The following is a 22,019-nucleotide window of genomic DNA, read 5'->3' as shown; positions in this document are numbered from 1 at the left end:
TTTCGCGCCGCTATCCGAAATCCCCTCGCATCCTCTTTCGAGCTTTGCTAGAGACCGGCGGGCGCGCGCGGTTCCGCGGGGCGCAAGGATGCGGGTGTGGCGGAATTGGTAGACGCACCAGATTTAGGTTCTGGCGCCGCAAGGCGTGGGGGTTCAAGTCCCTTCACCCGCACCACTCCTCGCCCCGAGCAGAGGATTTTCGCATGACCCGCCCCCTCTCGATCACCGTCATCGGCCCTGGCAGGGTGGGGCAGACGCTGTTGCGCCTCGGTCACAGCTCCGGCGTTTTCGAGCTTGCCGATATCCTCGCCCGGCGGCCGGATGCGGCAGCGGCGGCGCGGGATTTCGCCGGCGGCGGCCGCGCCATCACCGGGTTCGAAGACCTGCGCCCGGCCGATCTGTTTCTGCTCACCGTACCCGACGATCAGCTTGCCGGCGTTGCCGGTGACCTCGCCCGTCAGGGCCTTCCCCCGGCCGTCGCGGCGCATTGCAGCGGCTTTCACCCGGCGGCGCTGCTGGCGCCGTTGGCAGAGGCCGGCTGGCAGACCGGCAGCGCGCATCCGGTGCTGTCCTTCGCCGATCCGGCGAGCGCCGCGCGCCAGTTCCCCGGCTGTTTCTGCGGCATCGAGGGCGCGGCGGCAGACCGGCTCTCGGAGGTCTTTTCGACGCTCGGCGCGCGCTGCTTTCCGATCCGCGGCGAGGCCAAGGCGCTCTATCACGCGGCGGCGGTGATTTCGAACAACTTCACCACCGTGCTTCAGGGCCTCGCACAAGAGGCCTGGGCCGAGGCCGGCGTGCCCGCGGCGGTGGTGACCGACCTGCATGCGACGCTGCTGCGGGGCACGGTCGCGAATGTCCTGGCCAAGGGGCCGCAGGCGGCGCTGACCGGGCCGGCGGCGCGCGGCGATGCGGCGGTGATCGCGGCCCAGGGCCGCGCGGTGACCGAATGGCAGGCGGAGGCGGGGGCGGTCTATGACCTGCTCAGCGCCATGGCCGCTCGGCTCAAGTCAACCGGGCGCACCGGCTCAGGGCAGGAGCGACAGCCAGACCCAGATCGTCAGGATCGACAGCCCGGTGGCGATCAGCACCGATGAGGCCGCCACCCGCTTGGCCACGCCGTACATATTGGCAAAGACATAGGTGTTGATCCCCGGCGCCATGGTCGCCGTCAGCACCGCCGAGCGGAGCGCCCCGGTGGACAGGCCGGTGATCGTCGCCATTGTGTAGGTGATCGTCGGGTGCAGGATGAGGGAAACGGCACAGACCATTGCGATAATGCGGAAATCTCCGTCAGGACGATAGCGGTACATGACCCCGCCCATGCCAAAGAGCGCGCAGGGAATGGCCGCACGTACCACCAGATCGATCCCGTCGGTGGCCACCTGCGGCAGCGCGAAGCCCGAGAAATTCACCACAAAGCCCAGCATGATGCCAATCACCAGCGCGTTGCGGAACATTGCCTTGAGCACCTTGGCCGGCATCTGCCGCGCCGGGGTGCCGCGCGAACGGGCGATCTCCATCGCGGTGATGCCGAGGCCGTAGCAGAAGGGCGAATGCAGCGCCACGATGGCATAGTTCGGCCCCAGCGCCCCGGCGCCATAGGCGCTTTCGGTGATGGCGATGCCGAGCATCACCGAATTGGCAAAGAGGCAGCAGAAGCCGATGGCAACCGAATCCTCCCAGGCGCGCTTGAAGACATAGCGCCCCGCCAGCAGTCCGACGACGAAGCCGGTGAATGACCCGGTGTAGAAACTGAGCAGCAACGCGAGGTCGAAATGCGCCCCGAGATCGAGCCGCGAGATCGCCTGGAACAACAGCACCGGGATGGCGATCTTCTGGGTGAAATCCATCAGGCCATCGATGGCGCCGTCGCTGATCCAGCGGCGCCAGACGGCGAGATAGCCGGCGCCGATCACCAGGAAGACCGGCAGGATGACCTCGAGCAGCGCCTGCATGTCAGCCTTGCGCCCCACGGCTGCCGTGGCGTGGGCGTATTTGGAAAGAGAAGAAACACCAGGTCATGCAGGAAGTGTCAGCTGCATGAGATCGTAGGCCGGGGTGATGTGGTCGGGGGTTTCGGCCTCCAGCGTGGCGTAGTCGAGATCGATATGCATGTTGGTCAGCACCGCCCGCCGCGGCGCGGCGCGGGTGATCCATTCGAGCGTCCGCGCGAGATGGGCATGGGTCGGATGCGGTTTGCGGCGCAGCGCGTCGACGATCCAGATGTCGAGCCCTTCGAGCAGCGGCCAGGCCGCCTCGGGGATCTCGGCGACATCCGGCACATAGGCCAACCCGGCAATGCGAAAGCCCAGCGCGTCGATCGATCCGTGGTTGACCTCGAACGGGGTGAAGGTGATCGGCCCGCCGGCGCCATCGACGGTGACATCGCCGGCGATGGTGTGCAGGTCGAGGATCGGCGGATAGGGCGAGCCCTCGGGCTGGGCGAAGGCATAGCCGAACCGCGCCAGAAGCGCGTCCTGCGTCGGCCCGTCGGCCCAGACCGGCAGCCGGGTCTTCATGTTGAAGACGATCATCCGCAGATCGTCGATGCCATGGGTGTGATCGGCGTGAGCATGGGTAAAGATCACCCCGTCGAGCCGGCCGGTGCCGGTGTCGAGCAACTGGCTGCGCAGGTCGGGCGAGGTGTCTATCAGCACCGAGGTGATGCCGCCCGGGCCCACCCGCTCGACCAGCATCGAGCAGCGGCGGCGGTTGTTTCTGGGGTTCTCCGGGTCGCAATCGCCCCAATGGCCGCCAAGCCGGGGCACGCCACCGGACGAGCCGCAGCCGAGAATGGTGAACCGATAGTGATCGCTCATGACGGCGACCACGCGGCGGCCTTGGTGAAAAGCCGTTCGAAATTGGCTTCGGTCCGGGCGGCGAATTCGCCATAGTCGAGGCCGAAGGTTTCCGCCGCCTTGCGGGCGGTGTGGGCGGTATAGGCCGGCTCGTTGCGCTTGCCCCGATGGGGCGGCGGCGCAAGATACGGCGCGTCGGTCTCGACCAGGATGCGGTCGAGCGGGGCGCCGGCAAAGATATCGCGCAGCTCGGCGCTTTTCGGAAAGGCGGTGATGCCCGACATCGACAGGTAGAAGCCGAGGTCGAGGGCGCGTTTGGCCAGCGCGGCGCCCGAGGAAAAGCAATGCATCACGCAGGAGAACGGCGCATTGCGGTGCTCGGCGGCAAGGATTTCAGCTATGTCGTCATCGGCGGCGCGGGCATGGATGATCAGAGGCAATCCGGTCTTCTGCGCCGCCTCGATATGGATGCGCAGGGATTTCTTTTGGATATCAGCGCTCTCGGAGGTGTAATGATAGTCGAGCCCGGTCTCGCCGATGCCGACGAACTTGGGATGATCGGCCAGCGCCACCAGCGCATCGGCGGTGGCCAGCGGTTCGTCGGCGGCGCTCATCGGGTGGGTGCCGGCGGCATAGAAGACCGGATCGTAGGTCTCGGCCAGGGCCCGCACCCCGGGTTCGTTCTTCAGTTTCGTGCAGATGGTCACCATGCGATGCACCCCGGCCTCGACGGCACGGGCGACAATGGCGTCGCGCGCGTCATCGAAATCGGGGAAATCGAGATGGGTGTGACTGTCGGTGATCTTCGGGTTGCTCATGATCCGCCTCAGGCGGCCAGGTCGGACGCCGTTTTCTGGAGTTTGATCATCGTATCTAGGATGAGCGCGGCAGGGTCAAGATTGACCGCCCGGCCGTGGCGGCTGCGTTCGGAAATCTGCTGACCGATTTCGGCCCAGGCGCGGGCGCGGCGCAGATCGGGGGCGAGGCGGGCAAAGATCTCGGCCTCGTTTCTCGCGGCGGCGGGCTGTGGCATCTGGCCGGAGGCGCCGGCGCGGGCCAGCCGGATCAGCGCCAGGTCAAGCAGCGAAAAGATGGTGTTGACCCGGTCCTCGGCGCCACGCGCGTTGGCGGCCTCGGCCAGTGCCAGCGCCCGGGCCCGGTCAAGTTGGGGCAGGGAGCCCAGCAGCGTCAGGATCGCGGTATAGAGCTTCGGTCCCTCGTTGAGCGACAGCCGGATCGCATCGCCGACCGAGCCGGCCGAAAGCGCAGCCAGTGCCTCGGCCTCCTCGGGGGGCACGGCGACGCCGGCCTGGTCGAGCGCGGCGGCCATGTCGGGCGGCGAGAGCGGGCGCAGGTGCAACATGCGGCAGCGCGAGCGGATGGTGGGCAGGAGCGCCGAGGGCTGGTGGGTGACAAGCAGCAGCGTGGCGCGCGCCGGCGGCTCTTCCAGCAGCTTCAGCAGGGCGTTGGCGGCACTGGTGTTCATCTCGTCGGCGGCATCGACGATCACCACCCGCCAGCCGCCATCCGCGGCCGAGAGCGCAAAGCGCGATTTCAGTTTGCGCACCTCGTCGACGGTGATTTCGGCCTTGAGCCGCTTGGCGCGGTCGTCCCAGGGCCGGGTGAGCTTGAACAGCCCGGGCTCGGATCGGGCGGCGATGCGGCGGGCGACCGGGTGATCCTCGGGGATATCCAGCGAGCGGGGCGGCGGCGGCGCGCCGAACAGGCCGTCATCGGCCGCGCCGGGCGGATGGGCGATCAGGTGGCGGGCGATGCGCCAGGCCAGCGTCGCCTTGCCGGTGCCGCGCGGCCCGGCGATCATCCAGCCATGGTGCAGCCGGCCCGAGGTGACGGCCGCGAGAAAGGCCTGCTCGGCCGCGGCCTGGCCGAGCAGCCGGGCGGTGTCGCGCGGGTGAGGGGCGCCTTCGGTCTGGTCGGGCTGGGGACGGTCGTCACTCATGCGCTCAGGTGTAGTGCGACGGCGTGCCGGACGGAAGGGGGGATCTGGCCTTTGGCGGCGGCACCGGCGCGGGGGCGCACGTGCATTACCGGGAATGTCCCGCCCCGGACCTGATCCGGGGCCCCGTGGTTCGTCATGAAAGAGGTTCCGATAACCACGGGAGAGGTCCCGGCGCGGGGGCCGGGACGGGGAGGTGCTGTTTCAGCCGCCTCGCGTCTGGACCGGCGGCCACCGCCGTTTGCTCTGGGCCCTGCGCAAACGCGCGCGTGCGTTGCCAGGCGTGTCCCGCCGCGGACCTGATCCGGGGCCCCGAGATTCGTCACGGGAGAGGTCCCGTTCGTCATGGGAGAGGTCCCGGCGCGGGGGCCGGGACGGGGAGGCCTGTGGCGGCCGCCTTGCGTCTGGACCGGCGGCCACCGCCGTTTGCTCTGAACCCTGCGCAAACGCGCGCGTGCATTACCGGGAATGTCCCGCCCCGGACCTGATCCGGGGCCCCGTGGTTCGTCATGAAAGAGGTTCCGATCGCCACGGGAGAGGTCCCGGCGCGGGGGCCGGGACGGGGAGGCACCGTGGGTGCCGCCCTCGGTTGGCCTGCCGGAGCTCAGAGCCGTTCGCGCGCCGCCAGCTCCGCGACGTCTTGCGCCACCTCATCCACCGCGCGGCCGCCGTCAATCACCCGGAAGCGATCCGGAAATTCGCCGGCCAGCGCCAGGAAGCCGGCCCGCATCTGCTCCTGCAACCCGGCACCGAAATCCTCGAACCGTTCTTCCACGCCGCCGCGGCCCTTGGCGCGGGCCAGACCGAGGGCCGGGTCCATGTCGATCAGGATCGTCAGGTCCGGCTCGCGGCCGATCATCAGCGCATGCAGCTGGTCGACGATGCCGCGCAGATCGCCGCGCGAGAGACCCTGATACATGCGCGTCGAATCCGCGAAACGGTCGCAGATCACCACCTTGCCGGCCGCCAGCGCCGGCAGGATCGTCCGCTCCAGGTGATCACGGCGCGCGGCGGTGAACAGCAGGATCTCGGTCTCCGCCGACCAGCGGTCGGGATCGCCCCGCAAGACCAGCGCGCGGATCTCCTCGGCGCCGGGCGAGCCACCGGGCTCGCGGGTCAGCACCACCTCGCGGCCCAGCGCCCGCAGGTGCTCGGCCAGCCGTCGGGCCTGGGTGGATTTGCCCGATCCGTCAATGCCTTCGAAAGAGATGAACACCGGGCGCGCGGGTCAGGAGGCCAGGCCGGGCACCGGGGCGCCCCATTGCTTGAGCAGCACTTTGGCCGCTGTCGTCACCCGGCTCATGAAACCGCCCGCCGCGACGTCGCGATCCGCGACCAGCGGCACGGTCTTCTCGGGCAGCCCCTCAAGTGAGATGATCATCTCGCCCAGCTGGTCGCCCTTGGCGACCGGCGCCTCGATCGGGGTGTTATAGACCACCTCGGCATTGACCTTGCCGCTGGCCAGCACCGGCACCAGCATCTCGATATCCTCGGCCGGCACCAGGCCGACTTTCATCTCCGAGCCCATCCAGACATCGGCCTCGGCCACCACCTGGCCCTGGGCGGCGACCTTGGACTGGGTGAAATGCCGGAAGGCCCAGTTGACGATCTGCTCGCTTTCCTCGGCCCGGGCCCGTTCGCTGTCGAGGCCCGAGACGACAAAGACGATGCGGCGCTCATCCTGCTTGGCCGAGCCCACGAGGCCATAACCCGCCTCCTGGGTGTGGCCGGTCTTGAGCCCGTCGGCGCCGATGCCGAGCCGCAGCAACGGGTTGCGGTTGCTGACGTTCTGCGGCGCGCGGCCGTCGAAGGCAAAGGTGCGTTCCGCGAACATCGGGTAGAATTCGGGGAAATCCTCGATGAGCCGCCGGGCGATCAGCGCCAGATCCCGGGTCGACATGCGGTGGCCTGCGGCGGGCCAGCCGTTGGAATTGGTGAAGGTGGAATTGGTCATGCCCAGCTGTTGCGCTCGCCGCGTCATGTAGCGGGCAAAGCCGGCCTCGGTGCCATCGGGGCTCAGCGCCTCGGCGATCACCGCGCAGGCATCATTGCCCGACAGCACGATGATCCCGCGCAGCAGATCCTCGACCGAGACCCGGTCGGTGGTGTCGAGGAACATGGTCGAGCCGCCGTAGGACATCGCGTGTTCCGACACCGGCAGCTTTTCCTGAAGATCGAGCCGGCCGTCGCGGATCGCCTCGAAGGCCATGTAGAGCGTCATCAGCTTGGACATCGACGCCGGCGGCAGCGGAGTGTCGGCATCCTTGGCCAGCAGCACCGTGCCGGTGGTCATGTCGACCACGAACGCCGATTGCGCGCGGGTTTCGAAGGCATGCAGCGGCAGCGCCGTCGAGGCGGCCAGCGCGAAGGCGAGGAGAGGGGCGGCGAAATGTCTCGTCATGGCAGGTCCGATTGGCAAGGGCCCTCGGCGGGGCGGTTAATTGGTCACGGCATAGGCATCGGTGAAGCCCGCCGACTTGATCGTCCCGAGCGCAGCGGCGCGCTCCGCGGCGCTGGCGGCGGGGCCGACAAGCACCCGCCAGAAGGTCTTGCCCTGGCTCGACTGCTTCTTGATAATCGCGTTCAGCCCGCGGGATTTCATGGCGGCGGCGGTGTTTTCGGCGTTCTTCTCGATCGAGAAGATGCCGAGCTGGATATAGGGTTTGTCCAGGCTCGCGGCCTGCGGCGCCGGTTTCGGCCTGGGTGGCGTGGCGGGAGCGGCTGCGATCGCCGCGGCGGCGCTGGCGGCGGGGGCGTCAAGCTCGGACGCGGTAATCGCCTCGGGCGCGTCCAGGCCGGCAGGGTCCAGTGTTTCCGGCACTTGCGGGGTTTCCGGCGTCTTCTCGCGGCGCAGCGCGGTGACATTGAGGTTGGTCGGCTGGCCGGCCACCAGGCCCAGCGCATCGGCGGCATCGGAGGACACCTGAAGCTCCGGTCCCGGGGTGGCGCGTTCCTTGCGGAACAGCGCGCCGATCACGAACTTGCCGTTCGAAGGGTTGCGAATGATCACCCGCTCGGGCTCGCGCACATCCGGGTGCGCCACCCAGACCCCGCCGAGCGAGGGCCGGCCGTCCCAGAGCCCGCCTTCGGTGACCTGGAACACATCCGGCGCCTCGACATCGCGTTCCACCAGGCGGGTCGCGCGGCTGGCCGGGGCGGCGGCGGTGGCCGCGCTGTCCTTGGATTGCAGAAAGCCGGGAAGCTGTGCGCCGTTCTCGCAGGCCGCCAGCAGCCAGATCGCGGTGCCGGCCAGCAGCACCCGTGCGCCACGCGGCATGGGGGATCGGCCGACCGCGGAAACTCGCTGAGAAATCATTATCTTGCCCTTTTCGCCGTGAGTGCCTCTGCCGAGGCCTTGCCGGTTTTCCGGTCTTGTCCAGACTGCCTGCGCCATGTCGCGCGCCGACAGCTTATCCTCTGCCCGCATGCAAGAAAAGGCCCGCAAGGCCGGATCGGCGGAAATCCTGCATCAGAGCGCTTTGCAGAATCACTTGCCGCCGTTTAACGAAGCGAAGCGCGGAGGAGTGGCAGAGTGGTCGAATGCACCGGTCTTGAAAACCGGCGTGCGTGAAAGCGTACCGTGGGTTCGAATCCCACCTCCTCCGCCACTTGCCCTCACGAAAGCATTCTCCCGATCCGGCTGCGGTCGGATTTATCCGTTGTATTCGAGGGTTATGCGGGACGGGCTGAGCACTGCTCCCAGCGCCAGAAGGCCCGGAAGCAGTCTCTCAGGGCCGATATTCTCCGGACCTCATGACTGCGACGTTTTGGTGAAGTTTCTGTAAGATATCGAAAACGTGTTGAATTTCGAGAGGTACAGGCGAGCACTTCGACGTCGGTCTCGACCGCGTTAAACGACCCGGTTCGAACCTCACTCCTTTTGACGACGTCACTTGGCTTGAAGGCATTGACGTGAGGTGCAGGCGCTGGGAAAATCAGCAAAAAAGGGATGGCAACAACAGACCGCCTACCATGTTCTTCAGTTTCGCCATCGTTTTACACGCAGATGTCTTCGGCAATGAGCCGCATGTTGGTGAGCAGTAATGAGGTGGTCGCAGAAAAACAAAATCTGTCGTGTCATTGGCTCATCTCGAGGTGGTTATCTCCACAGTGGATGGTGGTTGTGACGCTTGACCTTATCAAGGGAGAGTACGACGGTATTGGTGGTTCTTTTCAGGAGCTACGTACAGACGCTTGGTTTCGGCAAGAAATGAAACGGGCGCGCAGAACGGTGGCATTGATCAGGAGATGAAACGAATTGGATGAACTGATCGAATTCAATAGGTCCGTCGTTGGCGAAGTCACTGCAGAAGCATCAGCAAGTAGTATTTCGCAGGCTGACGCATTTTTTGAACGGATGGCTGCCCTCCTTGAAGCAGAAGGTGAAATTGCGACCGCTGACCGAGTTACGTTTCTCGCCAGCAGTCAGGGCAAGACCGTAAGGCTCGACGGGATTGGCGGAGACCCGCGTGAGTCCGAGGGTATACTTAGCGTCATCGTCAGCGATTTTCATGATGGAGACGCGGCGGTCAAGATCAATGCAAGCGATGCCAAGAAGGCCTTCGGCCACCTAATCAACTTTGTCGCTGCCGCGCGTCGGGCTGCCTTCCGGGAGGACCTGATCGAGGGGAGTGCTGAAGCAGGTGCCGCCTCAATTATTACATCGGCGTGGTCATCCATAACGAAGATCAAACTCATTCTCATGACCAACGCGACCTATAGTGCCAGGACAGACGCGGTTCTAGCGGGCAAGATTGATGGCATTCCAGTCACCTACAACATCTGGGATCTTACACGCTTCCATCGTTATGAGACGTCGGGACACGCTCGGGAAAAGATCATCGTCAATTTCAGGGAAGATTTCGGCGCAAGCATTCCGGCACTGGCTGCGTCGAGCAGCGGCGAACACCTCGACAGTTATCTTGTTGTGATCAGCGGTCATCAATTGGCTGAAATCTATGAAAAATGGGGGGCGCGGCTTTTGGAGTCGAACGTTCGGAGCTTCCTGCAGGCGCGCGGCGCGGTGAACCGGGGTATTCGGGACACCATCAAGGATGAACCGGCAATGTTCTTTAGCTATAACAACGGGCTGTCGGCAACGGCCGACAGTGTCGAGGTAGAGAAGACATCGGACGGTCTCAGGATCGTGTCCGCGACAAACCTGCAGGTCGTAAATGGTGGTCAAACAACAGCTTCTCTCCACGCGGCTCGGAAAATCTCGCCAGAAACGCTCGAACAAGTCCACGTGCAGATGAAGTTGACAGTTGTTCCGTCGGATGCTTCTGAAGAGGTCGTCCCGTTCATCTCAAAATACGCCAATAGTCAGAACAAGGTCAGCGCGGCGGATTTCTTCTCGAACCACCCTTTCCATATGAGGATGGAAGAATACTCGAGACGAGTTTTGGCTCCGGCCGCCGAAGGTACAAACCGCGAGACAAAATGGTTCTACGAGCGCGCAAGGGGCCAGTACCTTGTCGAACGCGCCAAGAAATCCCAAGCTGAACGTCGGCGTTTTGATCTCGAAAACCCGAAACCGCAATACTTCGTCAAAACCGACCTTGCGAAGGTCGAGATGAGTTTCCGCATGCGGCCTGATACGGTCAGCAAGGGCGCGCAGAAAAACTTCGGCGAGTTTGCTCAGATGATCGGGGCGGAATGGAACCGGAGTGACAAGAAGTTCGATGAGACATGGTATCGGCGCCTGGTCTCAAAGCTGATAATCTTCCGGTATCTCGAAAAGACAATTCCGAAACAGCCGTGGTATCCCGGTGGATATCGCGCGAACATTGTTACTTATTCTATCGCCAAATTGGTCTCGGACGCAGATGAAAGGGATCATGTTATTGATCTTGATGCCGTATGGCGGCGCCAATCGGTACCTCGGGATCTAGGTGACGCATTATTGATCGCGGCCGAAGCGGCAGTGGAAGTAATCACCCACCCCGAAGCGGGCGTGAACAATATAACGGAATGGGGAAAGAAACAGGCGTGTTGGGCGACCTTGCAGCGGGCTGAAATCGACTATGGGCCTGAGTTTATGAATTGCCTCGTTGAGCCAGAGCAGGCGCGCGCCGTTCAGAGAGATGGCCGTCGCGAAGAAGCTGTAATTTCTGGCATCGAGGCCCAGACTTCGGTGATTGAGGCCGGAGGTGAATTCTGGAACCGGCTCAGGGAATGGGGCGGAGGCAAGAGGATATTCAGTCCAAAGGAGGATGGCATTTGACCTGCCCCCCGCAAAATCCCTCACCATGATGTAGAGTCTGCGCCAACTCTGAAGGAGCAGACGAATGCGTAAGAGCCGTTTCACCGAGGCGCAAATCATCGGGATGATCAAAGAGCAGGAAGCCGGGATGCCGACAGCGGAGGTGTGCCGTCGGCACGGCCTGAGCCCGGCGACTTTTTACAAGCTGAAGTCCAAGTATGGCGGCATGGAGGTGTCAGAGGCCGCGCGGCTGAAGGCGCTGGAAGATGAGAACGGCAAGCTGAAGCGGCTGCTGGCAGACACGATGCTCGACAATGTGGTTCTGAAAGACCTGCTGGGAAAAAGCTGACGGCACCGAAGGAGCGGCGAGAGGCAGCGCTCAATGCGATGCGGGATCATGGCATCTCGCAGCGCAGGGCCTGCCGGCTTGTCGGTGTCGACCCCAAGACGGTCCGGCGCGAACGCCCGCCCGACCATCCTGAGATCCGCCAGGAGATGAAGGAGATCGCTGGCAGACGCCGCCGGTTCGGCTACCGGCGGATCGGCGTGCTGCTTGAGAGAAAAGGCATGATCATGAACCACAAAAAGCTTTACCGCCTCTACCGAGAGGAGGGCCTTGCAGTGAAACGACGGCGGGGCCGTAAACGCGCCCGGGGCTCGAGAACGCCAATGCCTGAAGCCACACAGACCAACCAGCGCTGGTCCCTGGATTTCCTGTCGGACAGCTTCGGGGCGTCGCGGAAGTTTCGCATCTTGGCCGTGAATGATGATTGCTGCCGGGAAAACCTGTGCCTGGCGGCAGACACCAGCATTTCAGGTGAGCGAGTTGCCCGAGAACTGGACGCGCTCGTCCGGATCTACGGAAAGCCTGCTTGCATTGTCAGTGATAACGGCACGGAATTCACCAGCCGGGCAATCCTGAGATGGGCCGACAGGAACGGCGTGGATTGGCATTACATCGACCCCGGAAAACCGCAGCAGAATGCCTTTATCGAGTCATTCAACGGCAGCCTGCGGAACGAGCTTCTCAATGAAGAGCTGTTCGATACCCTCGACGATGCCCGCCGCAAGCTGGCGCTGTGGCGCTACGATTACAACAACGTCAGGCCGCACTCTTCGCTGGGGAACAGAACGCCAAAGCAAGCGCGGCAGGCGCTTGAGCTATTTGAGGGCTCCGCGCCTGCCACGCTTGCCAAGCCCGAAACCGACGACTACCAAAATCAAACCGGCAGACTCTCGTCATGAGCGAGGGACCAGCGGGGGGCAGGTCAACGGGACAACCGGAACAGGCGATCCCATCATGTCTGACAGAATGCCGGCGATCCCGGGATCCGAGACTTCCGTATGGATGAAGTGGATGTCTTCTCCCGTGGCATATCCGAAGACAGGCGGCACACGGGGAATGTCAGCCATATCCATGCCGCCCGACATGTCCATCATCGGCGTCATTTCCGATCCGTCGGACATCGAGCCGGTTTGAGCACTCGCTGGCGCTGCTGTGAGGCCCAGGGCCAGAAATACGGCGGCATACTTGTGGATTTTTCGGATTTGTCTGCGCATCGGGATCACCTCGGACTGCTGATTCCCAATGCACTCTAACCGCCGTACCGAGGTACGGTGTCAACGGGGTATATTCCATGCCGGCGTCGGCGACTGACCTAAGGTGTATCGGTTTTGGGTGTCATGCCGCCAATTCCTGATCTTGATCGCGCCAACATGCCTCGTTCGGCATTCGGTGTTCAGAGCGAATTTTATGACGACGTGCCTGAAGTGAAATGACCCCGGCCGAAGGGAGCCGGGGTCGAACTTTCTCAAGGGCCAAACGTGGTGTCGACGATGAATTCGCCGCCGCAAAAAGCGGCGTCAAACCCTTGCGCAGGAGACCAGTAACCTTTGATCCCGCCGCCGCATCCGGTCTTCCGGCCCGCCCTCAAAGAACACGCCGAATACCCGAAAACGACCCGGCATTCAGACCGGGAAGGCGGACACCAAAAGCAACGCTCCATACCAATAACTGCGCACGCCAACGGCTGTGCTGAAATTCGATTTTCGCTCTGCCCAAGTTGGCCTGCGCAGGGCGTAGGTAATGACTGGCGGTCAGGTTTCGAGGGCCGCGAAGTTCCTGGCCCGGTCAGGCGCATCAACTTCGGACGTGCCGCCGTCTGAGGGGCCCATGCTGGCAACGCGAACAGGGTTCACAGAGGGTATGATTGTCGTCTTCGGTGTGCGCATTCGACCTTCCTAGAATATTATGTCGTGTATTTAACAGCTTAGGCTTTCCGGCTACCATCACAGGCGAAGGTCGAACAACCTAGAGAAAACCCTATATTGACGATGCATTGTACCGGCTTGGTGCTGCGAATTTAACCTGTTCCGCGGGCGTTTGCCCGGCCACGATGTAACCGGTGTTGGAAGTTCGGGATTTTCCAGGACCGGCGCTATGCGCCTGCGCATGGCCGGAAACCTGTTTGAAACCTCTGGGCAACGCGACCCCTGCATCTGGCGCGCCAAGGCACCGCAGACCCGGCTCAATGCGAGGTCTGGTCAACGGGTCCTGCGGCGCGGGGCAGGTGCGATTTTCGGACAACCCGGCCTGCTTTCCATCTTGAAGCCCCCTACGCGGGGCATTAGAAGCAGCGACCAAGGGTGATTAGCTCAGTTGGTAGAGCGCTTCGTTTACACCGAAGATGTCGGGAGTTCGAGTCTCTCATCACCCACCATCCTAACCCTTTGAAACTAAAATAAGCCCTTGCAGTAGGGGCCTATGCCCGCTTCATGGTTACAACTTTGGTTACAGAAGGTGTTCCGGTGGCAGGCAAGGTTCGTCACCTCATCAACCGTTCCGAACGGTATTATGCGCGGCTGGTGGGTACCAAAGGATCTGCGCAAGATCGTCGGCAAGACGGAGCTGCGCAGCCCCTTGGATGGCGACTACCGGCATGCGCTCAAGTTGCTGTCCGGCGCTGTCGCCCAGCTTCAACACCAGATCGCACTGGCCGAACGGAAGCCTGGGGCAGGGAGGCCGCCGCATTGTTCAGCCAGCCAAGCGTGTGGTCGGTGTTGCCGCCAGGTTTGTATTCCGCGCCAAGCGGGGCGTCATAGCCAAGCCTGCGGGTGACCTCGAACACATGGGCGTAGTTGATCTCACCGTGATCGGGAGCGCCGCGATCCGGGACGGAGGCGAACTGGAAATGGCCGATCCACGGCAGGAGTGTCTCGATTCTGCGGGTGAGATCGCCCTCCATCAATTGCACATGGTAGCAGTCGAACATCAGCTTGAGATTGGGCGCCTGCACCGCCTCGATGATCGCCAGCGCCTGGTCGGTCGTCGTCAGGAAATAGCCGGGCGCGTCGTATTTGTTCAGCGGTTCGATCAGGATGGTGATGCCATTCGGGGCGGCGTTTGTGCAGGCATAGGCGAGGTTTTCGGCGAATGTCGCCCGGGCCTCGGCGCCAGAGACAAAACCCGCCATCACGTGGATGTTGGGGGTGCCGATCGCGGTGGCATAGGCGATGGCCTCGTCGATGGCGGCCCGTGCCTCGGCGTCGCGTCCGGGTATGGCCGACAGCCCGTTGTCACCAGCGCCGACATCGCCGCGCCGGGTGTTGAGGCCCAGCATCGGCAGGCCGGTTTCGCGCAGGGCGGCCTTCACCTCGTCGACAGGGGTCTCGTAAGGCCAGTGGCATTCCACCGCGTCGAAGCCGGCGGCCTTGGCGGCGCGGATGGCCTCGGGCAGCGGGCGGTCGTTCCAGAGAAAGCCCAGGTTGGCCGAAAACTTCATGCATCCCACTCCACGTCGAATTTCGTGACCAGCGCCTGCACCTGATCCTCGGTCAGACCGCGCGGCTGCATCCCGCGGGTCATCATTGCCAGCCTTGCGGTGTCTTCCAGCTCTTCGATGGCGTTGCAGGCGGCCTCGATGTCGCGGCCGGCGACCACCGGGCCGTGGTTGGCCAGCATCACTGCCGTGCGTTTGCCGGCAAGGCCGCGCACCGCGTCGCCCATCGCAGGATCGCCGGGCAGGTAGAAGGGCAGGAGCTTTACCTTGCCGAGCTTCATGATGCCGTAGGGCGTGAGCGGCGGCAGGAAGTTGTCGGGGTCCACATCCGGCATCATCGACAGGGCGACGGAATGGCAGGAATGCAGGTGCACCACCGCGCCGGCACTGCTGCGGGTGTCGTAAAAGGCGCTGTGCAGCGGCATTTCCTTGGTGGGTTTGTCGCCGTCGATATGGCTGCCAGCGGCATCGAAGCGGCTGAGCCGGCCGGGATCGAGCCGGCCGAAACTGGTGCCGGTGGGCGAAACCAAGAGCCCGCCATCCTCGGTCCGGGCCGAGATGTTGCCGGTGCTGCCGCCGGTCAGACCGCGATCGAACATCGATTTCGCCAGCAGGCAGATCTGTTCGCGCAATTGGCTTTCCGGGGTCATGCGGTCTCCAGTCGGGCCTGGGCGTCGGTAAAGAAGGTCTCGGTGCCGAAGTTGCCGGATTTCAGGGTCAGGGCGATCTGCTGGCCGCCCGACCGGCAATAGGTCCAGGGAACGCCCGGCGCGATCTCGGTGCCGATGTCGAGCTGGCTGACGCCAAGCGCCTTGGTCACCGCGCCCGAAGTCTCGCCCCCGGCGACGATCACCCGCCGCGCGCCGGCATCGCGGGCCGCCACGGCGCAGGCCGAGAGCGTCGCCTCGACGATCTCGCCGGCGCCGGCAACGCCGAGCTTCTCCTGCGCGGCGCGGACGCTGTCGGGATTGGCGGTGGCGTAGATCAGCGGGGCCGCGTCCAGATCCTGGCGCGCCAGCCAATCGAGCGCCTTTTGCGGGCCATTCTCGGCCAGGGACAACGGGTCGAGCTGGAAGGCGGGGACGCCCCGGCTGGTATAATCCGCCACCTGCTTGTTGGTCATGGCCGAGCAGCTGCCCGAGAGCACGATGGTGCCCCGCCCGAGCGTCGGGGCCTCTGCCTTGGGCGCATCCGCCGAGAGTGTGCCATCGGCGAGGTAGAGTGCGGGCAAGGGCATGGCCACCGCGCTGCCGCCGGTCATCAAGGGCATGTCGCGGCAGGCCTCGGCGATCACATCGAGATCGGAGTTCGCCACCGCATCGACCACCACATGCGCTACGCCCTGCGTCTTGAGCGCGGCCAGTTCGGCCCGCAGCGCCTTCGGTCCCTGCGCCACGGTCAGCCGGTCGGCCAGACCCACGGCCTTGGTGACCTGCGGCTCCAGCAGGCGCATCAGGTTGCTGTCGCGCATCGGGGTCAGCGGGTGATCCTTCATCGGGCTTTCCGCCAGCGGCTGGCGGCCGACAAAGAGGTTGCCCATGAAGATCGACCGGCCGTTTTCCGGGAAGGCCGGGCAGTAGATCGTCTGGTCGGTGCCCAGATCGGCCATCAGCGCCTCGGCGACCGGGCCGATATTGCCTTCGGAGGTCGAGTCGAAAGTGGAGCAGTATTTCCAGAAGAACCTTTGCGCGCCGGCGGCCTGAAGCCAGCGCAGCGCCGCGCGGGTCTCGGCGAGGGCCTCACCCACCGGTGCAGTGCGCGATTTCAGGGCGATCACCTCGAAGGCGGCGGTGTCGCGGGGCGGGCCGTCCGGCACGCCGATGCGCAGCGAGACGCGGACGCCGGAGCGCGCCAGCAGGCCGGCGATATCGGTGGCGCCGGTGAAATCATCGGCGATGCAGCCAAGAACGGTGGTCATGCGGTCTCTCCCGGAAGTGTGAGCCCGGCGTTGCGGGCATAGACCTTGGCGACGGCGGCGTCATCCTCCTGTCCGTGGCCCATGCCGGCGGCGGCGAGGAATTGTTGCAGCGCGGCGGCGGTGATCGGGGCGCTGAACTGCGCCTGTTTGGCGATGTCGAGCACGATGCCCAGATCCTTGGGCCAGATGTTGACCGAACTGCGCGGGGTGTAGTCGCCCTCCACCACATGCGGCGCGCGGTTCTCGAGCATCCAGCTGGTGCCGGCGCATTTGCTGATCACCTCGACGAATTTCTCCGGCGTGACGCCCTGGGTCATGCCGAAGGTCAGCGCTTCGGCCATGGTGGCGATATGCACCCCGGCGAGCAGCTGGTTGACCGCTTTCATGGCGCTGCCGGCGCCGGCTGTGTCGCCCAGGTCAAAGACCGTCTCGGCGATGCTGTCCAGCACCGGGCGGGCGGCGGCAAAGGCGGCGGGCGTGCCGGAGGCCATGATCGAGAGCTGGCCGTTGGCGGCCTTGGTGGCCCCGCCCGAGATCGGCGCGTCGAGGTAGAGCACGCCTTGGGCTGCGCAGCGGGTGGCCATGTCGCGGGCGAACTCGGGCGGCACGGTGGCGCAGGCCAGGACAACCGCGCCGGGCCTGAGCCGTGGCACGATGCCCGCGTCGCCGAACAGCACGCTTTCGGTCTGGGCGGCGTTCAGCACCACCACCGCAACCGCGTCAAGCGTATCGGCGGCATCGGCCAGGGCGGTCGGTTGGCCGCCCTCGGCCTGGAACCTGGCGATCCGGTCGGCGTCGATGTCCACGCCCCAGACCTTGTGTCCCCCGCGCAATGCCGAGGCGGCCATGCCGTAGCCCATGGAGCCCAGGCCGATGACGGCAACGTTTCGGGTGTCTTTGCTCATCTCAATTTCCTTTCAACCATTCCGGCAGCCAGAGTGCGACCTGCGGGAAGAACAACACGATGGCGAGCGCCACGACCTGAATGCAGATGAAGGGGATCAGCGCCCGAAATATCTCCGACAGGCTCATGTCCTTGGGGGCGACCGATTTCAGATAGAAGGCGGCCGGGCCGAAGGGCGGCGAGAGGTAGCTCACCTGCATGTTCATCGCAAAGAGGATGCCGAACCAGACCGGATCCATCCCCAGCTTGATGATGATCGGGACGAAGATCGGCATGGTCAGCAGCGCGATGCCGATCCAGTCCATGAAGAGGCCCAGCACCACGAGAATGCCCATCATGATCAACACGATGACAATCGGCGAGGCGCCACTGCCCAGAATGGTGGCTTCGATGAAGCGGTTGCCGCCCATGAGGTTGTAGACACCCACCAGCGCCGCGGCGCCGAGGCCGATCCAGATGATCATGCCGCAGGTCTCCAGCGTCTGCTTCAGGCTGTCGCGGATCAGCGTCCAGGTCACCTCGCGCCGGATCGCGGCCGACAGGAACACGCCGACCACGCCCATGGCCGCGGCCTCGGTCACCGAGGCGATGCCGCCGTAGATCGAGCCCAGAACCGTCACCGCCACGCCGACCGGCAGGATCACGCCGCGCATCTTGCGCAGTTTCTCGGACATCGGAATGTCCAGCTCTGCGTCAGAGATCGGCGGGCCCATTTCCGGGTTCGCGTAGCAGCGGATAAGGATGTAGATGATGTAGAAGGAGGCTAGCATCAGGCCGGGGGTCACCGTGGCGAGGAAGAGGTCGCCGATCGAGACGCTGGCGGTCAGGCCATAGACGATCAGCACGATCGACGGCGGGATCATCGTGCCCAGCGAGCCACCGGCGCAGACGGTGCCGATGGCCAGCGCCCGGTTGTAGCCAAGCCGCAGCATTTGCGGCAGGGCGATCAGGCCCAGCAGGACGATCTCGCCGCCGATGATGCCGGAGATTGCGGCGAGAAAGACCGCGGCCACCAGGGTCTGGACGGCGACGCCGCCCTTGATCCGGCCGGCAATGAGGCGCATCGCATCATAGAGATCGCGGGCCATGCCCGAGCGGTCGAGCAGCGAGGCCATGAGCACGAACATCGGAATGGCGACAAGCACGTATTCATTGACGAAGGAATAGATGCGGCTGGAGACCAGCGGCACGCCCATCGGCCCGAACCAGGCGATGGTGAAGAGGATCGCGATCAGCCCGGTGACGAAGGCCAGCGGGATGCCGGTCAGGATCAGGATCATGATCGAGCCCACCAGCAGAAGTGACCCGGTCTCGATGCCGAGGTTCCGGCCTTCGCTGAACAGCAGATAGCCGCCGGCCAGAAGCAGGGCAAAGACCAGGCCGATGCCGGCCACGGCGAATTTGCCGGGCGCCTCGCCGGCGCTCTGCCGGAAGCCGGTGCCTTTCCAGGCGGTCCAGATATGCCCCACCGACTGGATCGCCAGCACGATGGCGGTGATCAGAAGCAGCATCTTGATGATCGCCGGCGTGATCGGGTTCCAGGCCGAGCCGGAGCGCTCGAGCCGGATATCGCCCTGGGGGCTCCACCAGGATTTCTCGACCATGGTATAGGCCGCGTAGGCAATCGCCACCGCGAAGAACAGCGTCAGAAGCCCGTTGACCACATCCAGCAGCCGGCGGGTGCCGCCGGAGGTGCCGAAATAGATCAGCCCGATGCGGATGTGTTTGTCGGCGGCAAGGCACTGCATGCCGCCATAGAGATAACAGGCCGCGATTAGCGCGATCACCGTCTCATGCGCCCAGATCGTGGGCGCGTTGAAGAAATACCGCATGATGATCTCGTAGATCGAGATCACCGTCGCAATGGCAAACAGGAAGCTGAAGGCGGTGCCCACCGTCAGGATGCCGCGATCAAGCGCATTCTGGGCACCGGCGCTGTCGTCTTCATGGGCGCGTTTGAGCGCCTCGAGCTGCGCTTCGATTTCGGCGTCGGTCATCGCCGCGTCTTGCTGTGCCATTGTCCCCTCCCGGAACGTGAGCTGGATGGTGTCAGAAGAAGGGGCCGTGGCCGGCCCCTTCCGGTCTTGCCGTCAGGTGGCAATCACTCGGCCAGAAGGCCCTTGTCGGTCAGGTAGGCGGTGGCGCTCTCATAGGCCTTGCCTGCCATTTCGGAGCGGTCTGCCCATTTGGCCCATTGCGACTTGGCAATGCCGCGGAACTTCGCGCGCTCTTCGTCGGACCAGTCGATCACGGTGATCTCGGGATCGGCCTGTGCCTCGGCCACGGCGGCCTCGTTCTGTTCGTCGAGCTGCGTGATCATGTCCTCGGCAAAGACCGAAACCGACTCGTTCAGGATCGTCTTGAGGTCTTCCGGCAGCCCGTCGTAGATCGCCTTGTTCAGGGACACGTCGATCACCGGCATCGAGTGGAAGCCGGGATAGAGCGGATACTTGGCGAATTCATGCATGCCCTGGGCGTGATTGGTCGAGAACACGGTATAGTCGGCCGCGTCGATCACGCCTTTTTCCAGCGCGGTATAGACTTCGGAGCCGGGCAGGTTGACCGGAGAAGCGCCGGCGGCGGCAAAGACTTCCTGCACCATGCCTTCGGGCGCGCGCATCTTGATGCCCTTGAGGTCGTCGACGCCATAGAGCGGCTTGGTCGAGAGGAAGGCCTCGACCCCGGTCGCCGAGGCGCCCAGGAACTGTAGCCCGTAGGGGTTCACCAGCTCGTTGAACAGCGCCTTGCCGCCGCCGTTTTCCATGTAGTCGAACATCTGCTCGGGCGCCGACCATGCGCCGACGAGGTTGCCCAGCATCGCGAAGGCCGGATCCTTGCCGGAGAAATACGACGGGTCGGTGATGTGGCCTTGCAGGATGCCGGCGCCCACCGCGTCGAGGGTTTCATTGTGCGCCACCACGGTGCCAACCGGCACGACGGTGATTTCGATGCGTCCGTCGGACAGCTCCTTGACGCGGTCGGCCCAGGCTTCCTCGATCGGAAAGAAGTTGTCGCCGGCCTGTGCCGAGGTCTGGAACGTCCACTGGTACTCCTGCGCCAGAGCCGTGCTGGCCATCAGCGACGTGGCAGCAACGAGGCCGCTCAGAAATGCGGATTTCAAAGTGTAAGCAGTCATGTTTCCTCCCGTCAGAACCCCTCGGGGCCCTGGTTCTTTGATAGGTGCGATCCTTGTGAGATCGCGGCTCCTCACCGGCGACGATGGCGCCGGTATCAATACCGGTATCGCTACCGGTATTGATACCAGTGCCGCATTCTGCCTATTCTGTCAACGTCCCGACCTCAGGATCGGGAGGCAACAGCATGCGGCGCACCGGTCTGGTCGGCGCGTCACGCTGCCCAACCAGGGCCCGGAGGGCGACAAGGCCATGAAAAAACGAAAGACCTTGGCCGATGTCGCGGCGGCGGCCGGCGTCAGCAAGATGACGGCTTCGCGGGCGTTGCGCGGGGACAAGGACGTGTCGAAGGCCAATGTCGACAAGGTGAAACAGGCCGCGCGCGAGATCGGCTACTACGGGAATCACCTCGCGGCCTCGCTGTCGAGCAAGCGCACCGATCTGATCGGGGTGGTGGTGCCGAGCCTGTCGAACACCGTGTTTCCGCAGGTCATGTCGGGGGTGACCGACGCCCTGAAGGGCACGGCGCTGCAACCGGTCTTCGGCGTGACGGATTACGATCCTGAGGCCGAATACACCACCATCCGCAACATGCTGTCATGGCGGCCTGCCGGGCTGATCGTCACCGGGCTCGACCAGCCGGACGAATCGCGGAGATTGCTGGCCGACGCCGGTATACCCATCGTCCAGATCATGGATTGCGATGGCGATCCGGTGGATGCCTGTGTCGGGTTCTCGCAGTCCGGGGCCGGGCACGATATGGCGGCAGCCCTTCTTGCAGCGGGCCGACGGCGCTTTGGATATGTCGGGCGCAACCTCGACAAGGATCTTAGGGCGGCCAAGCGGAAGAAGGGCTTCCTCGATGCCTTGCGCAGCCAGGGTCTCGAATTCATCGACGCGATCGACGGGGCTCACCGGGAAGGGGATGAGGCCACGCTACCGGCCATCGCCTGCGGGCGCCGCAAGACGGCCGAACTTCTGGCACGTCAACCTGACCTCGATTGCATCCATTTCTCCAACGACGACCTCGCCTTTGGCGGGTTGTGCCATTGTATCGCCGCGGGCATCGATGTTCCGGGCGAGGTCGCCTTGGCCGGATTCAACGGGTTGGGCCTCCTCGAAGGGTTCCCAGGGAAGATCGCCACCTCCCACACCGCTCGCCGCGCAATCGGCGAGACAGCTGCCAGGGTAATTTTGGAGACAGTCGAAAGCGGTGAAACAGACAGTGGCAAGATCCACATACTGGCCCCAACCATCTCACTCGGAGATTTGGCGGTCGCTGCGAAATGAACGGCCGCAAAGAATTCGGCCTCGCGGGTCCGCGTCG

The 22,019-nt window shown here is 64.3% G+C and carries 18 protein-coding genes, 3 tRNA genes and 1 pseudogene; 7 read left to right on the top strand and 15 right to left on the bottom strand.

The genetic code is table 11. The features are described 5' to 3' along the window. Positions 1-90: 90 nt before the first annotated feature. Positions 91-175, top strand: a tRNA-Leu gene (locus tag AC0J5K_RS09690). Between the two features lie 28 nt (positions 176-203). Further along, the gene (locus AC0J5K_RS09685) at positions 204-1,094 is read left to right on the top strand and encodes a Rossmann-like and DUF2520 domain-containing protein (RefSeq protein WP_074834901.1); all 891 of its coding nucleotides are present in this window, start codon (positions 204-206) and stop codon (positions 1,092-1,094) included. Here AC0J5K_RS09685 and AC0J5K_RS09680 read toward each other — a convergent pair. The 7 genes from AC0J5K_RS09680 to AC0J5K_RS09650 form a co-directional block, all read right to left on the bottom strand. Next, on the bottom strand, positions 1,026-1,955 hold the full coding sequence (locus AC0J5K_RS09680) for an AEC family transporter (protein ID WP_048531353.1): 930 nt from the start codon (positions 1,953-1,955) through the stop codon (positions 1,026-1,028). The genes AC0J5K_RS09685 and AC0J5K_RS09680 overlap by 69 nt on opposite strands. 63 nt (positions 1,956-2,018) lie before the next feature. After that, entirely contained in the window at positions 2,019-2,819 is an 801-nt protein-coding gene (locus tag AC0J5K_RS09675) for an MBL fold metallo-hydrolase (protein ID WP_274563204.1), read from the bottom strand. After that, on the bottom strand, positions 2,816-3,616 hold the full coding sequence (locus AC0J5K_RS09670; protein WP_274563205.1) for a TatD family hydrolase: 801 nt from the start codon (positions 3,614-3,616) through the stop codon (positions 2,816-2,818). Before AC0J5K_RS09670 ends, AC0J5K_RS09675 begins: the two co-directional genes overlap by 4 nt. A gap of 8 nt (positions 3,617-3,624) precedes the next feature. Next, positions 3,625-4,758: a DNA polymerase III subunit delta' gene (locus AC0J5K_RS09665; RefSeq protein ID WP_274563207.1), complete on the bottom strand. Its 1,134-nt coding sequence runs from the start codon at positions 4,756-4,758 to the stop codon at positions 3,625-3,627. A gap of 601 nt (positions 4,759-5,359) precedes the next feature. Beyond that, positions 5,360-5,971, bottom strand: a complete 612-nt coding sequence (tmk, locus tag AC0J5K_RS09660; protein ID WP_074834894.1) for a dTMP kinase — start codon at positions 5,969-5,971, stop codon at positions 5,360-5,362. 12 nt (positions 5,972-5,983) lie between these two features. Then, positions 5,984-7,156 carry a D-alanyl-D-alanine carboxypeptidase family protein gene (locus AC0J5K_RS09655; protein ID WP_048531361.1) on the bottom strand — a complete coding sequence of 391 codons (1,173 nt, stop codon included), beginning with the start codon at positions 7,154-7,156 and terminating at the stop codon, positions 5,984-5,986. A 36-nt stretch (positions 7,157-7,192) separates the two neighbouring features. Then, complete coding sequence (locus AC0J5K_RS09650) at positions 7,193-8,032, bottom strand: SPOR domain-containing protein (RefSeq protein WP_048531363.1); 840 nt, start codon at positions 8,030-8,032, stop codon at positions 7,193-7,195. Between the two features lie 241 nt (positions 8,033-8,273). On the opposite strand from AC0J5K_RS09650, the gene AC0J5K_RS09645 reads away from it, so the two are divergent. The 3 genes from AC0J5K_RS09645 (at position 8,274) to AC0J5K_RS09635 (ending at position 12,202) form a co-directional block, all read left to right on the top strand. Next, positions 8,274-8,363 (top strand) — tRNA-Ser (locus AC0J5K_RS09645). Between the two features lie 650 nt (positions 8,364-9,013). After that, entirely contained in the window at positions 9,014-10,978 is a 1,965-nt protein-coding gene (locus tag AC0J5K_RS09640; RefSeq protein ID WP_274563593.1) for an AIPR family protein, read from the top strand. A 64-nt stretch (positions 10,979-11,042) separates the two neighbouring features. Further along, positions 11,043-12,202 (top strand): IS3 family transposase gene (locus AC0J5K_RS09635; RefSeq protein WP_203277091.1). Its coding sequence is split into 2 segments (ribosomal slippage): positions 11,043-11,301 and positions 11,301-12,202, totalling 1,161 coding nucleotides; the frame shifts between segments, so codons are not numbered across the junction. Here AC0J5K_RS09635 and AC0J5K_RS09630 read toward each other — a convergent pair. Continuing rightward, positions 12,197-12,517: a hypothetical protein gene (locus AC0J5K_RS09630; RefSeq protein ID WP_274564464.1), complete on the bottom strand. Its 321-nt coding sequence runs from the start codon at positions 12,515-12,517 to the stop codon at positions 12,197-12,199. The genes AC0J5K_RS09635 and AC0J5K_RS09630 overlap by 6 nt on opposite strands. 1,084 nt (positions 12,518-13,601) lie before the next feature. Between AC0J5K_RS09630 and AC0J5K_RS09625 the strand changes: the two genes are divergently transcribed. Then, positions 13,602-13,677 (top strand) — tRNA-Val (locus AC0J5K_RS09625). Positions 13,678-13,902: 225 nt separating this feature from the next. Here AC0J5K_RS09625 and AC0J5K_RS09620 read toward each other — a convergent pair. From AC0J5K_RS09620 to AC0J5K_RS09590, 7 genes and pseudogenes are all read right to left on the bottom strand, one after another. Then, positions 13,903-14,739, bottom strand: coding sequence for a hydroxypyruvate isomerase family protein (locus AC0J5K_RS09620; protein ID WP_274564462.1), 837 nt, complete (start codon positions 14,737-14,739; stop codon positions 13,903-13,905). Then, a complete protein-coding gene (otnC, locus tag AC0J5K_RS09615; RefSeq protein WP_274564460.1) occupies positions 14,736-15,386 on the bottom strand; it encodes a 3-oxo-tetronate 4-phosphate decarboxylase in 651 nt (216 codons plus the stop codon). Before otnC ends, AC0J5K_RS09620 begins: the two co-directional genes overlap by 4 nt. Continuing rightward, positions 15,383-16,654, bottom strand: coding sequence for a 3-oxo-tetronate kinase (gene otnK / locus AC0J5K_RS09610; RefSeq protein WP_274564459.1), 1,272 nt, complete (start codon positions 16,652-16,654; stop codon positions 15,383-15,385). Before otnK ends, otnC begins: the two co-directional genes overlap by 4 nt. Beyond that, on the bottom strand, positions 16,651-17,559 hold the full coding sequence (gene ltnD, locus AC0J5K_RS09605) for an L-threonate dehydrogenase (RefSeq protein WP_274564458.1): 909 nt from the start codon (positions 17,557-17,559) through the stop codon (positions 16,651-16,653). The genes otnK and ltnD overlap by 4 nt, the downstream gene beginning before the upstream one ends. Before the next feature lies 1 nt (position 17,560). Then, entirely contained in the window at positions 17,561-18,838 is a 1,278-nt protein-coding gene (locus AC0J5K_RS09600) for a TRAP transporter large permease (protein ID WP_244526446.1), read from the bottom strand. Positions 18,839-19,060: 222 nt separating this feature from the next. Next, positions 19,061-19,390: pseudogene (locus AC0J5K_RS09595) on the bottom strand (TRAP transporter small permease subunit); the annotation flags it as partial. A 269-nt stretch (positions 19,391-19,659) separates the two neighbouring features. Continuing rightward, positions 19,660-20,694: a TRAP transporter substrate-binding protein gene (locus AC0J5K_RS09590; RefSeq protein WP_274564456.1), complete on the bottom strand. Its 1,035-nt coding sequence runs from the start codon at positions 20,692-20,694 to the stop codon at positions 19,660-19,662. Between the two features lie 250 nt (positions 20,695-20,944). Here AC0J5K_RS09590 and AC0J5K_RS09585 point away from each other — a divergent pair, with 250 nt between their 5' ends. Beyond that, the gene (locus tag AC0J5K_RS09585; protein WP_274564454.1) at positions 20,945-21,982 is read left to right on the top strand and encodes a LacI family DNA-binding transcriptional regulator; all 1,038 of its coding nucleotides are present in this window, start codon (positions 20,945-20,947) and stop codon (positions 21,980-21,982) included. Positions 21,983-22,019: the final 37 nt, after the last annotated feature.

The organism is Marinovum sp. E3 (assembly GCF_055755275.1).
Note: the sequence above shows the minus strand (reverse complement) of the source record. Positions and strands in the feature narration are given on the sequence as shown.